Origin of the sequence: Allobosea eneae, assembly GCF_042657265.1 — a bacterium.
Taxonomy (GTDB): Bacteria; Pseudomonadota; Alphaproteobacteria; order Rhizobiales; family Beijerinckiaceae; genus Allobosea; species Allobosea eneae.
In genome coordinates, this window is the sequence record NZ_JBHSLW010000052.1 from 1 (window position 1) to 12731 (window position 12731).

At 67.1% G+C, this 12731-nt stretch carries 10 protein-coding genes; 2 read left to right on the top strand and 8 right to left on the bottom strand.

Features of this window, described 5'->3' with window-relative positions; genetic code table 11:
* Positions 1–289: 289 nt before the first annotated feature.
* The 3 genes from rpsD to ACFPOB_RS24650 all read right to left on the bottom strand — a co-directional run bounded on the left by rpsD (position 290) and on the right by ACFPOB_RS24650 (position 2894).
* The gene (rpsD, locus tag ACFPOB_RS24640; RefSeq protein ID WP_091841016.1) at positions 290–907 is read right to left on the bottom strand and encodes a 30S ribosomal protein S4; all 618 of its coding nucleotides are present in this window, start codon (positions 905–907) and stop codon (positions 290–292) included.
* Positions 908–1171: 264 nt separating this feature from the next.
* Positions 1172–2029, bottom strand: a complete 858-nt coding sequence (gene murI, locus ACFPOB_RS24645) for a glutamate racemase (protein ID WP_377800985.1) — start codon at positions 2027–2029, stop codon at positions 1172–1174.
* 157 nt (positions 2030–2186) lie between these two features.
* Positions 2187–2894 carry a L,D-transpeptidase gene (locus ACFPOB_RS24650; protein ID WP_377800986.1) on the bottom strand — a complete coding sequence of 236 codons (708 nt, stop codon included), beginning with the start codon at positions 2892–2894 and terminating at the stop codon, positions 2187–2189.
* Positions 2895–3085: 191 nt separating this feature from the next.
* On the opposite strand from ACFPOB_RS24650, the gene ACFPOB_RS24655 reads away from it, so the two are divergent.
* Positions 3086–4012 (top strand): bifunctional helix-turn-helix transcriptional regulator/GNAT family N-acetyltransferase, encoded by a 927-nt coding sequence (locus ACFPOB_RS24655; RefSeq protein WP_377800987.1) that lies wholly within the window; start codon positions 3086–3088, stop codon positions 4010–4012.
* Here ACFPOB_RS24655 and ACFPOB_RS24660 read toward each other — a convergent pair.
* From ACFPOB_RS24660 to ACFPOB_RS24670, 3 genes are all read right to left on the bottom strand, one after another.
* Complete coding sequence (locus ACFPOB_RS24660) at positions 3936–4346, bottom strand: hypothetical protein (protein WP_377800988.1); 411 nt, start codon at positions 4344–4346, stop codon at positions 3936–3938. The two genes, ACFPOB_RS24655 and ACFPOB_RS24660, sit on opposite strands and share 77 nt — an antisense overlap.
* A gap of 97 nt (positions 4347–4443) precedes the next feature.
* Positions 4444–5454: a hypothetical protein gene (locus ACFPOB_RS24665; RefSeq protein ID WP_377800989.1), complete on the bottom strand. Its 1011-nt coding sequence runs from the start codon at positions 5452–5454 to the stop codon at positions 4444–4446.
* Between the two features lie 117 nt (positions 5455–5571).
* Positions 5572–6861: a flavin monoamine oxidase family protein gene (locus ACFPOB_RS24670; RefSeq protein WP_377800990.1), complete on the bottom strand. Its 1290-nt coding sequence runs from the start codon at positions 6859–6861 to the stop codon at positions 5572–5574.
* Positions 6862–7241: 380 nt separating this feature from the next.
* On the opposite strand from ACFPOB_RS24670, the gene ACFPOB_RS24675 reads away from it, so the two are divergent.
* On the top strand, positions 7242–9518 hold the full coding sequence (locus tag ACFPOB_RS24675) for a TonB-dependent hemoglobin/transferrin/lactoferrin family receptor (protein WP_377800991.1): 2277 nt from the start codon (positions 7242–7244) through the stop codon (positions 9516–9518).
* A gap of 73 nt (positions 9519–9591) precedes the next feature.
* Here ACFPOB_RS24675 and ACFPOB_RS24680 read toward each other — a convergent pair whose 3' ends face one another.
* Positions 9592–10395, bottom strand: a complete 804-nt coding sequence (locus tag ACFPOB_RS24680) for an RNA methyltransferase (protein WP_377800992.1) — start codon at positions 10393–10395, stop codon at positions 9592–9594.
* 73 nt (positions 10396–10468) lie between these two features.
* Positions 10469–12643 carry a methyl-accepting chemotaxis protein gene (locus ACFPOB_RS24685; RefSeq protein ID WP_377800993.1) on the bottom strand — a complete coding sequence of 725 codons (2175 nt, stop codon included), beginning with the start codon at positions 12641–12643 and terminating at the stop codon, positions 10469–10471.
* Positions 12644–12731 lie beyond the last annotated feature (88 nt).

Here is a 12731-nt window from a genome sequence, read left to right on the forward strand (position 1 = left end):
CGATGATCTGCTCTTCCGTGAATCGTGAGGGGCGCATCGTCCGTCTCCGTGAGTGACGGACTCTACTCAAATCTGGAGGAAGATCAGGGTCTCAGGTCAGGTGCGGCGCGAGGCGCGACGGAAGCCGACCGACGAGGAAGCGGAGAAAGCGGAGAGGGAGCGGCGAAGGTTGCAGTGACCTGCGCATGCCCCAGCCTGTCCGGCCGGGAAAACAAAAGGGGGACGGCGAGATCTCGCCGTCCCCCACATTATCGAAAATAAACGGGCATTCGTTCCCGCTTCAAACCTGTTACCGCGAGTAGAACTCGATGACCAGGTTCGGCTCCATCTGCACCGCATAGGGCACGTCCGACAGGGTCGGGGTGCGGGTGTAGGTGGCGGTCGACTTGGTGTGATCGGCGTCGATGTAGTCAGGCACGTCGCGCTCGGCGAGGGCGGCCGACTCGATGACGATGGCGAGCTGGCGCGAGCTCTCCTTGATCGCGATCACGTCGCCCGGCTTGACCTGGTACGAGGCGATGTTGACGCGCTTGCCGTTCACGGTGATGTGGCCGTGATTGATGAACTGGCGGGCGGCGAAGACGGTCGGGACGAACTTGGCGCGGTAGATCACCGCGTCGAGACGGCGCTCGAGCAGGCCGACCAGGTTCTCGCCCGAGTCGCCCTTGAGGCGGATCGCCTCGGCGTAGTAGCGGCGGAACTGCTTCTCGGAGATCGAGCCGTAATAGCCCTTCAGCTTCTGCTTGGCGCGCAGCTGGGTGCCGAAGTCGGACGGCTTGCCCTTGCGGCGCTGGCCGTGCTGGCCGGGGCCGTATTCGCGGCGGTTGACCGGGGACTTCGGACGGCCCCAGATGTTCTGACCGAGACGGCGGTCAATCTTGTACTTCGCCTCATGGCGCTTCGACATGTCGCGTGTCCTCTGTGGTTCGCGAGTTGAGGACCGCGCCCTCCTCCTCCCCGTCTCCGGGGCGACAGATCCGGCCTCCGAAGAGAAGCGGATCACGGGTGCGGAAAAAGCCACGCGGCCCCGTGAGGAGCCGCGCGACGCCGGCTTACAAGCATTGCTGGCGGTAAAAGTCAAACCCCCGGCTCGTCATTCTCGCGTGAAGCGAAGCGCAGGCCCGAGAATCTCGTTCAGGATATGCTCGGGACAAGCCCGAGCATGACGACTTTAGATTGGCAGCGGCTCGGTCTCGATCCGCGCCAGGCCGAAGCCGGCTAGCGCGATATGTGCCGGGCCGGAGAGGCTGGTACCGTCGGTGAAAACCGCGACGGTCTCGGCCGGCTCCTGGCGTGGCATTGCCGGGCCGAGCAATTGCGCCGTGCGCCGCGCGATCGCCGGCGCGGGGTCGATCCAGTCGACCGGCCAGGGCGCGAGCCGTTGCAGCCGTGGCAGCAGCAGCGGGTAATGCGTGCAGGCCAGCGTCACCACATCGGTGCGCCTGCCGTCGCGGGCGACGAAGCAGGGCGCGATCTCGGCCGCGATCTGCGCATCGTCGACCGGCTCGCCCTTCAGGGCAGATTCCGCCAGGCCGGCGAGATTGCGCGCACCGACCAGGATGACCTCGCAGCCGGCGGCATAGCGCTCGATCAGGTCGTGCGTGTAGTCGCGGGCGACGGTGCCTGGTGTCGCCAGCACGCAGATCAGCCCAGTGCGGGTGCGCTCGGCCGCCGGCTTCACCGCCGGAACGGTGCCGACGAAGGGGATGGCGAAACGGGCCCGCAGCGCCGGCAGCACCAAGGTCGAGGCGGTGTTGCAGGCGATCACGACGAGATCGGGATGGAAGCGTTCGACGAGGCGTTCCATCACGTCGAGCACACGCGCGACCAGTGCGGGCTCATCGAGACGGCCATAGGGGAAGGCCGCATCGTCGGCGGCGTAGACGATGTCCGCGTCCGGGCGCTGGCGCATGAGCTCGCGCAGCACGGTCAAGCCGCCGAGGCCGGAATCGAAGACGAGGATGGTCGGGATCCGCAAGGGCAGCACCGGCGCGGCATAGCCGGCTCCGGCCAGAAGATCGACCCGCATCGCACACATATCCATCGCGTCCGCCAAGCACCGATTGGGCGCCGCAGCCGTTAAGGAGAGGTGAACGGACTGTGTCGGCGTTCGATAAAGTTGCGTGGAGCCGCCGTGGCTGCTGCCGGCGCCGGCAGCACCCGGATCATGTTCTGACGTGGCTGCCTCAGGCCGGCAGCACCACCACCTTCGTCTTGACCGGCGTCTGATTGTAGAGGTGGATCATGTCCTGCGTGAGCAGGCCGATGCAACCGCTGGTGATGCCGTTTCCGATCGATTCCGCGTCGAGCGAGGCGTAGATCGTATAAAGCGTATACGCGCCGTTCTGGTAGAGATGGAGCGTGCGCGCGCCGAGCGGATTGTCGAGGCCGCCGGGCATGCCGCGGGCGTATTTGGCGGCCTCCGGCTGGCGCTTGATCATCTCCTTGGGCGGCGTCCAGGTCGCCCATTCGGACTTGCGCCCGACATAGGCGTCGCCGTTCCAGCGGAAGCCGTCGCGGCCGACATTGGCGCCGTAGCGGGTCGCGTTTCCGCCGTCCTCGACGCGGTAGACGTAGTAATTGGCGGGATCGACGATGATCGTGCCCGGCGCTTCCTTGGTGTTGTAGGCGACCGTCCGGCGAAAATATTTCGGATCGACATGGGTTATGTCGATCGCCGGGATCGGGAACTTCTCCTCCGGCACCGGCCCATAGAGCTTCTGTGCCTCGGCGAGGCTCATCCCGTCGGTCGTGCAACCGCCGAGCGCGAGCGCGCCGAGACCGGCGGCCGAGCCGGTCAGGAAGGAACGGCGGCTCAGGAGGCCAGTCGGGCTCCCGAGCAGGGCGATCTCGTGCATCTTGCGGGCATCGGCCTTGCTATCGTCGATGATCATGCTCTTGGACTTCCCATGTCCTGATGCCCGACGAGAGACTACGCCGGCGTGCACCCACTGAACGTCTTAGCCGGGCGGACATTGCCGTCACATGGCCCGGCTTGCAAGTTCGGGCTTTCGCCCGACGAGGCAATAATTTAGTTGATTCTGTCCATTAATTAGCGATCCTCCCGCCCCGAGGAGGCTGTGCCATGTCCGCCATCGATCCATCCCCCATCGCGACGATCCGCCGGTTTGGCCGCTTCCATACCCGTTTCATCGGGGCCCTTGGCGACGATCTGCACGGCTCCGGTTTCGGGCTGACCGAGGGGCGGGTGCTCTACGAGCTGGCGCAGCGCGATGGCTGGAGGGCCGGCGAGCTGGCGCGCGAGCTCGGGCTCGATCCGGCCTATCTGTCGCGCCTGCTGAAGCGCTTCGTCGACGTGGGCTGGCTGGAGCGGGCGAGGGCGGCTGGCGACGGGCGCGCGTACGAGTTGAGGCTCACCGAAGCCGGGCAGGTCGCATTCGTCCGGCTCGACGAAGCCTCGCGCCGGCAGGCCGACACGATCCTGTCGCGTCTGGCGGGCAGCGAGCAGGCGAGCCTGGTCTCCGCGCTCGAACGGGCGCAGACGCTCTTGTCGGGCGCCGCCAGCCCGCAGCCGGCGGTGATCATACGCGAGCATCGCCCCGGCGATATCGGGTGGGTGATCTCGGCCCATGGCCGGCTCTATGCGGAGGTCTATGGCTGGGACATCAGCTTCGAAGCGCTCGTCGCCGAGATCGCGGCGAAATTCCTGCGCGAGTTCAGGCCGGGGCAGGAGCGTTGCCTCATCGCAGAGATCGATGGCGTGCCGGTCGGCTCGGCCTTCGTCGTGCGCGAGAGCGACGAGGTGGCGAAGCTTCGGCTCGTGCTGGTCGAGACGCGGGCGCAGGGGCTGGGCCTCGGCAAGCGCCTGGTGCGGGAGGCGATCGCCTTTGCCTGCGCGGCCGGCTATCGCCGCATGACGCTCTGGACCAACGATATCCTGCACGCCGCCCGCGCCATCTACATCGCTGAGGGCTTCAGGCTGGTGGCGGAGGAGAAGCACCACTCCTTCGGGAAGGATCTGGTCGGGCAGAACTGGGAGCGGGAGCTTTAGCGCTTGGCCAGAGCAGCAGGAACAGCAGCGAGGCGAGTGAAAGCGCGCCACCGAGCGGCGTCATCGTCTCGAGCGGTGCCGGAAGGCGCGCTTGCGTCAGCGACGGCAGCACGCCGTGTTCGAGCAATTCGATCGCGGCCATCGCGGCGATGACCGGTAGGACCGGGAAAGCGGTATCGCGGATGCGCTGGATCGAGAGAGCCAGCAAAGTCCCATAGAGCAGGGCCTGGATGGCCGCGTTGGGCACTGGTTCGACGAACAGGCGCGGGTCCGCGTCCTCAGCCCAGGTCAGATCGAGCAGCTGCTCGGCAGCCAGGGCGACGGCCAGCAGCATGGCGCAGGCCAAAGCCAGATGGCCGGCAAAAGCGGGCCGACCGAGCCTGCCGTCGCGCCGCCAGAGGCGGGAGAGACCGGACAGCATCCCTGATACGTCACTGCACCGAGGTCAGCGCTGCGCGCTGGAAGTCGGCGCGGCGCTGCTGGTGCAGCGCGCCGTCGCCGGTCGTCACCACCGAGAACATCACGAAGCCGCCCTGCTTGCGCGGCAGCACGTAGAATTCGGAATAGCGGGCATCGCCGCCATTCTCGCAGGAGGAGAAGCCGCGCAGCACACTGGCGCCCTCGACCGTGTCGGTGGTCCGGCCCGAGGCGAACCTGCCCTGGCAGCCGCGGGCATCGGCGGCGGAGACCGCGGCGGCGACGTCGACGTCCTTCTGGTTCGGGTTCGCCAGGATGCGCACGACACCGGTCGCGCCCTTGGCCCGCCAGCCGGCGCCGTTGCTGCCGAGGCCGGACGGCGCCTCCGGGCCGCTCAACACCTTCGGCTCGGGCAATTGCGTCTTGAGCAGGAAATTGGTCGCGAGCGTCACCGCCTCGAGCTGGATCGCCGGGTCGGCCGCCGCGGCCGTGGTCGTGCCGCCGCCTTGCGCGGGAGCCGGCGTGCCGGGCGCGACCTTGAGATTGGCGTTCATCTTCACGCAATCGAGCAGTGCCGGCATGATCTCGGCCGTCGAGGTCAGGCGAAAGGTGTAGCGCGCGCCCAGCATGTTGGCTTCGAGGAACTCGGCGCCGCGGAAGGCGCGGACGATGTTGGAGTTCGCCGGCATGGTCACGACGACGAGCTGGGGCTGCACCGCCTTGGCATTGATGCGAACGGTGTCGTTGCGGTCGAAGACAAGCTCCATCGGTACATTGTCGCCCGGCTTCAACCCCCAGGCCCGGTTTGAGAAGCCGAGATTCCAGCCGTAATTGCTGTTGAGCGAGGCGTGCATGGTGACGCCGCTCTTGTAGCTGGCCGAGACGGCGCAATGCGAGAAGTCACCGGTCTGGTTGTTGGTGAAAGCGCCGCCGGCCCAGTTGCCGACCGAGAATTTCGCATAAGGCCCGGCGGCGAGCCCCGGCGAGGCCAGCAAGACACCGGCGAGAACGAGCGACAGGCGCATTATCAAGCTCCGCATCGATCCCCAGCGCCGCCATGGTGGCAAAACCGGGCAGGGTTGCGCAACCCTTGTCGACGCTAGAGCCGGTCTCCGGGTTCCCTGGCGCTTGTCTCGGATTCCCTAGACCTTGAGGCGCGCTGCGGCAGCTGCCGCGCTCCGACCGGCGAGGGTGGCGCCGCCGGCGGTCATGGCGCCGCCGCCGGCGCTCGCCTCGCCAGCGAGCCAGAGCTTGCCGCCAATCGGCTCGGCGAGGACGTCACGCGCGCCGGCATGGCCGGGCCGGCAGACCGAATAGGAGCCATGCGAGAACGGGTCGGTCCACCAGGCCGGAAACGAGACCGGGCCGGCCGCCTTGCGAAACTCGGACCCGATCATCGCGGTGAGCAGGTCGACGACCTGCTCGCGCGCAGCGGTGGGGCCGGCGGTCGAGAGGTCGCGGGCGAAATCGCCGCCGCAATAGCCGATGACGATGCCTTGGTCGCCGGGGAAGAGCTCGAAGCTGATCAGTCGGTCGGCCGAGCCGGCCTCGAAATAGGTCGTGCCCGGCATGATGCCGAAACGCTCGTCGACCTTGAGCGCGATCTTGGTGAGAGCACCCATGCCGATTCCGGCGAGCGCGTCGCGGCTGCGGGCAGGCAGCTCCGGCACGAAGCGGATCGCGCCGGCCTTCAGCACCCCGACAGGCACGGTGACGATGCAGGCGCGCGCCCTGAGCGTCCCCGAGGCGGTGGTGACGGAGACGCCACGGCCGCTCCAGTCGATCGCGGTGACCGGCTGGTTCAGGCGGATGTCGAGTCCTTCAGCATAGCGAGCGACCAGGTTGCCGTAGCCGCTCGGCACGACATAGTCCTCGCCGGCCCAGAGCCGCTGATAGTCCAGCGCGGAGATGCGCGCCGATTCTTCGCCGATCGAGAGCAGCATGCTGGAGGCCGCAACCGGCGCGAGGTCCGGGCCGAGATCGCTCAGCACCTCCGCGACCGAAAGGTCGCGCGTCTCGAGATCGGCATTGTCCAGCCGCCGGTCGATCTCGCCGAAGGCGCCGCGGCGGCGGGCGCGATCGCCGGCAGGCATGGGTTTGCCGCCCTGGAAGAGCTGGAAGCCGCTGCCCCAGCTTTCGTTCGGCGTCGCCACCCCGAGCTCGCGGGCAATCTCGGTCCAGGGATTGCGTTCCGCCCAGTGGATGAACATCGCCCCGGCGTCATAGGACGGGCCGAGCGAGGCATCGGTGAACGTGCGGCCGCCGAGGCGGTCACGCGCTTCCAGCACGATGGCCGAACGTCCGGCCGCCTGGAGCTGCCTGGCTGCAGCGATGCCGGCGGCGCCGGCGCCGATCACGATCACGTCAGGCTCGGAGGCACGGACGGGGAAGGACGCGCCGGCGAAGCCCGTCGCCAGCGCGCTCGCGCCCATCAGAAGTCTCCGGCGGTCAAGCATCAGGAACGGGTTCCGATCTGCGGTCGCATCAAGATGGCAGCCTCCCTTTGCGCTGCAATACACGACTGCGAGTGCGGCGGGAGCAGGGCCATCACAGCTTTGCGAGGTGCTCGGTCCAACGATTTTGCCGGCGCATCGTCTTTCAGTTTAGACGAATGACAATCTTAGACTGGAATTCCAATAACTAAGTAATGTATCACGCAGCCAAGAGTCTATTGACAGTTAAATTGAGCTTTAATAACCGCTGATGGTGAAAGTAAGGCGATTGGCCTAGTTTTCAGCCATTACAAAAAGCAATTTAACTTGGCAAGGTGTCTTGGCAGGGACAATTGCTTCTCAGCGACGGGATATGGGCGATGGGGACGAACTGCAGCGGGCTGCGCCATGGCGTGGCGCTTGGCGCCTTGATGTTGGCGGCGACGCCGGTGCTCGCGCAGCAGCAGCGCAATCCCGCTCCGCCGCCAGCGGTCGATCAGCTGCAGCTCGACCAGATCAATGTTCAGGGCGAGCGGCAGGCTGCGCCCCTGCTGCAGGGGCCGACGACCACGACGACGACGCGCGCCGAGCTCGACCGGCAACAGATTCAAAGCCTGACGGACCTGTCCAACCGGATCGAGGCCGGCATCACCTTCAACCGCGTGACCAATTCGCTGAACATCCGCGGCCTCGACGGCGCCCGCGTGCTGACGACGATCGACGGCATCCGCCTGCCTTTCACCACGGACACACGCGTCAACGGTCGCGGAATCGGTCCGGCCTTCGACTTCGACACCCTGTCGTCGCTCGACCTGCTGCGCGGCCCGAGCGGCGGCGGCACGCTCGGTGGCGGCTCGCTGGGTGGTGCGCTGGCGGTCCGCACGCTCGATCCGGAGGACCTGATCCGCAACGGCCGCTCCTATGGCGCGCTCGCCAAGACCGGCTATGACAGCACGGATCAGGCCTGGTTCGGCAGTGCGGCGGCAGCGGCGCGCATGGGCAATACCTCCGTCCTGCTCCAGGGCGGCTTCCGCAATGGCCACGAAATCGACAACAAGGGCAACGTCAAGACGATCGGCGCGACCCGCACCGCGCCGAACCCAGACGATTTCAACCAGTACAGCTTCCTGGGCAAGATCTATCAGCAGGTCGGCGAGGCGCACCGCTTCGGCATCACCGGCGAGTTCTTCAAGCGCTCCGACCGTTTTCAGACCCGAAACAACACGGTCTCGCTCACCGGCAATTATCGTCCCGGCGCCCACCGGACGGGCGAGGATGTCGAGCGCAACCGCGTCTCGCTGACCTATGACTACAAGCAGCCCGGCGGCTTCCTCGACGAGGCGCATGCGAACCTGTACTGGCAGCGCATCAAGCGCAACGACCTCACCAATGCCTGGCGTTACACCAGCATCGTCGGCCCCTTCGCGCGCGACAACGAAAACGAAGAGAACTCCTACGGCTTCGTCGGCTATGGGGTGAAGAACTTCCAGACGGGGCCGGCTTCGCACCGCGTGACGTTCGGCACCGAACTGCGCATGTCCACGCTCGAACAGTACTCGACCGGCGTCGACAACTGCCCGCCGCGTCCTGCCTCCGGAACGTACACGGGGGCCTTCACGACCTGTAACAACCTGCACACCAACCAGGCCGACATGCCGAAGATCGACGGCAAGCTCGCCGGCTTCTATCTGCAGGACGAGATCGGTTTCCTGGACAACCGGCTGCGGGTGACGCCCGGCCTGCGCTACGACTGGTATGAGGAGGTGCCGCAATACACGGCATCCTATTTCGCTGGCGGCTCGAGACCGACCAGCCTGCCGCCCTCGTCGAGCGATTCGGCCTGGTCGCCGCGCATCCGGCTCGAATACGACATCCTGCGGAACGCGCCTTTCGTGAAGGACGTCACGCTCTTTGCGCAATGGGCCAAGACCTTCCGGGCCCCGACAGCGGACGAGCTCTATGGCCGCTTCGGCGGACCGGCAACCTATCTGCGCACCGGCAATCCACAATTGCGGCCCGAGACCGGCAACGGCATCGACGTCGGCGCGCGCTTCGGCGACAAGCAACTCGGCGGCTCGATCACCTATTTCCACACCAATTACCGCAACTTCATCGAGTCCTATCAGGTTCTGCCTGCCGGCTTCATGGGGATGTATCTGCAGGGGGGTGTCCTGGGTTACCGCAACATCGCCCGCGCCGAGATCCAGGGTGTCGAGATCAACGGGCAATACGCCTTCGCGCCGAACTGGCTGGTGCGCGGCTCCTTCGCCTATACCCGCGGGCAGAACAAGGACGACAACACCTTCCTGAACTCGATCCCGCCGGTGCAGGGCATCGTCGCCGTCGCCTATGGCACGGATCGCTGGGGCGCCGAGGTGTCCGCCAAGATGGCCGGCAAGCGCGACGACGTCTCGACGGTCGCGGGGACGCCGCCGACCACGGGTTTCAAGGCGCCCGGCTATGCGATCTTCAATGCGACGGCCTGGTGGCGGCCGGTGCCGGAGATCGCCGATCTCGAACTGCAGATCGGCGTCTACAACATCTTCGACCGCAAGTACTGGGACGCGGTCAACGTGCCACTCTCGCGACCGCAGCCGCGCGATTACTACAGCGAGCCCGGCCGCACCGTGAAGGCGACGCTCAAATACCAGTTCTGAGCGTCATTGTTTCGAGACCGGACTTCGGGCCGCCTTTCGGGGCGGCCCTTTTTCGTTGCGGGCTCCGGCAGGCTCATTCGCCCGGCGTGCCCTTGCGTGGTGCCGGTGGTCCTTCGGCCAGTGATTTGAACACGCCGCGCAGGGTGCGGGCCTCCTGCTCGGTCATGTCCAGCCGGTGCAGGATGTCGCGCAGATTGGCGGTCATGATCGGCTTCTTGCCGGGCGGGAAGAAGCCGCAGCGGTCGAGCTCGCCCTCGAGATAATCGAACATCGAGAGGACAGTGGCGCGGCTCGCGGGCGGGGAGGGGTTGTTCTCGCGGAAAGCCGGCTCGCCGCCATTGGTCTTCAGCCATTCATAGCCGCAGAGCAGCACCGCCTGCGCCAGGTTGAGCGAGGCGAAGGCGGGGTTGACGGGGAAGGTCAGGATCGCGTCGGCGAAGCTGATCTCCTCATTGGTGAGGCCGATGCGTTCGCGCCCGAACAGGATGCCGACGCGCTCACCAGTGGCGATGCGTTCGCTGAGGCCAGGCATGGCTTCGGCCGGGGTGAAGACGCGCTTCATCTGGCCGCGTTCGCGCGCCGTCGTCGCCAGAACATGGTTGAGATCGGCGATTGCCGCCGCGGCATCGGGGAAGAGCCGGGCGTTGTCGAGGATATGGGTGGCGCCAGAGGCAGCGGCGGTCGCGCCCTTCTTGAGACCGCCGCCGCTCGGCCAGCCATCGCGCGGCGCCACCAGCCGCAGCTCGGTCAGGCCGAAATTCGCCATGGCGCGGGCGCACATGCCGATATTCTCGGCGAGCTGCGGTTCGACGAGGATGACGATGGGGGCTTGTCCCGCGATGGACGGGCGTGTGCGGTCGGTGCCGGAACCGGTCATGTGAAGGCTTTGTCCTGAAAGAGGCCGCAGCCATGCGCCGGCGGTGCGCCCTCCGTCAACCGCTCAGCGATGATCACGCGCGGCGGCGCTCGCGGGACAGGTCGACTTGCCCGATCTGGCCGCTGTCATGCGTCCGGAACGCCGCGACCAGTTCGTTCAACCGCTCGATCTGCTGCGCCAGTGCGGTGGCCGAGGCGGCGCTCTGTTCGGCTAGCGCGGCGTTCGCTTGAGTCATCTCGTCCATATGGGCGATGGTCTGGCTCATCTCGTCGATGCCGCTCGCCTGCTCGGACGAGGCCGAGGAGACCTCGGTGACGGTCGTCGCAACGCGCTGCGAGGCCTCGACGATCTGGCCGAGCACGGCGCCGGCCGACCGCACCAGCTCGACGCCATCGCCGATCTGCGTGTTCGAGGCCTGGATCAAAGCCGAGATGCCCTTTGCCGCTTCGGCGGAGCGCTGGGCGAGGGTGCGTACTTCCGAAGCGACCACGGCGAAGCCTCTGCCGGCGTCACCCGCGCGGGCTGCTTCCACGGCTGCGTTCAGCGCCAGCAGATTGGTCTGGAAGGCGATTTCGTCGATCACCGAGGTGATGTCGGAGATCTTGCGCGAGGCTGCCTCGATGCCGGTCATGGCCTGGACCGCATCGTCGACGATGGCGCCGCCCTTGCGGGCGATGCCGCTCGCCTCATGCGAGAGCCTGGCGGCCTGGCGCGAGGCATCGGCCGCGGCCTTGACCGAGGCGGCGAGTTCTTCGGTCGTCGCCGCGCTCTCCTCCAGCGAGGAGGCCTGCTCCTCGGTGCGCTTGGAGAGATCGTCGGCGCCGCTGGTGATCTCGCGGCCGGCCATCGCGACTTCGACCGAGGTCGCCTTGATCGCGTCGACGGTCGCGGCGAGGCGCTCGATCGCGCTGTTGAAGTCCTGCTTCAGCGTCTCGTAGTCCTGCGCGACCGCATCCTCGATCCGGACGGTGAGATCGCCTTGCGAGAGACGGGCGAGCGCCTCAGCCAGAAGCGCGACAACCTCGCGCTGCTCGGCGAGCAGCGAGCCTTGTGCGGCGGCGGCCTCCTCGCGTTGCCTGGCGATTGCGAGGTTCTGGCGCTCCGCCTCGGCGCGGCTTTCGCTGGTCTCGGCTTCGAGCCGCCGCACGGCCAGCCCGTTGTCCCTGAACACCTGCACGGCCTGCGCCATCTGGCCGATCTCGTCACGGCGCGACAGGCCGGCGATCGCGACATCGTAATCGCCGGCGGCGAGCTTCAGCATGGCGTCGCGCAGGCGGCGCAGCGGCAGGGCGGTGGTGCGGCCGACGACAAGGGCGGCGATCAGGCCGAGCACCAGCGCGGCCGCGATCGTGCCCAGGATGATCATCTGCGTCCAGCTCTGTGCTTCGGCGAGCCGGGCGCCGGCCTGGGCCTCCTCGCTGGAGAGCCGGGTCTCGAGCTCCTGCAGCGGCGGCGCGATCAGGTCGAACTCGCCGGAGAGTTTCTCGCCGGCGAGCATGAAGTCCTTTTCCGCCTTGCTCCAGACGGGGACGATCTCGGCATAGGCCTTGAAGGCCGGTTCGATCTCGGCCTTGGCCTCGGCGGGAACGCCCGGGCGGCCGAGCGCGCGCTCGAAGCGGCCCTGCTCGACCTCCCATTGCCCGAGCAGGCTCTCGTCAAGGGAGAGACGATAGGCAGCATCGATCCGGCGCAGCGCCGCGAGAATGCCGGGTAGCCGGGCAAGATCGGGCGAATCCGAGCCCATGCTGTTGGAGCGAACCTTCGTGCCAAGCGCATCGGCGGCATCTTCGAGCCGGGCGGCGAGGCCTTCGGGCGCAGCCGAGCGCAAGGCGAGCTGCATCGTGCTGATCGTGGCGAAGTCGGCCTCGATCGCCTTCAGCGGCGCGCCGAGCGCGGCGATGCTGTCGCGCACGCGCTCGGCTCCAGTGGCGCCGCCCAGGCGGCCAACCGCTTGCTTGAGCGATTCAAGGCCGGCCTTGAAGTCATTGATATCAGTCGTTTCCTGCCGGAAGCGAACATCGCGGCTCAAGGCCTTCAGCGCAAAGCTGCTGGCCCGGACCTCGCGCGAGCGGGCGGCGAGGGCTGAATAGGCCTTGTGGTCCTCGAAGGCGGCCGTCAGCCGGCCACTGCCGGTCCAGGACGCCAGGCCGATCAGGACGAGGCCGAGGACGAAGACGACGCTGACCAGCGCGATCCGGAGCTGGATCGTCAGGCGGGACGCGGCCGAGCGCGAATTTCCGGTAGACAACGCGGTGGCCCTCTTGCCTGTCGAGATCAGGCGAAAGCCTGCCAAAACAGGCTTAATGATCCGCTAAACGCAGAGCGGGCACGGCCAA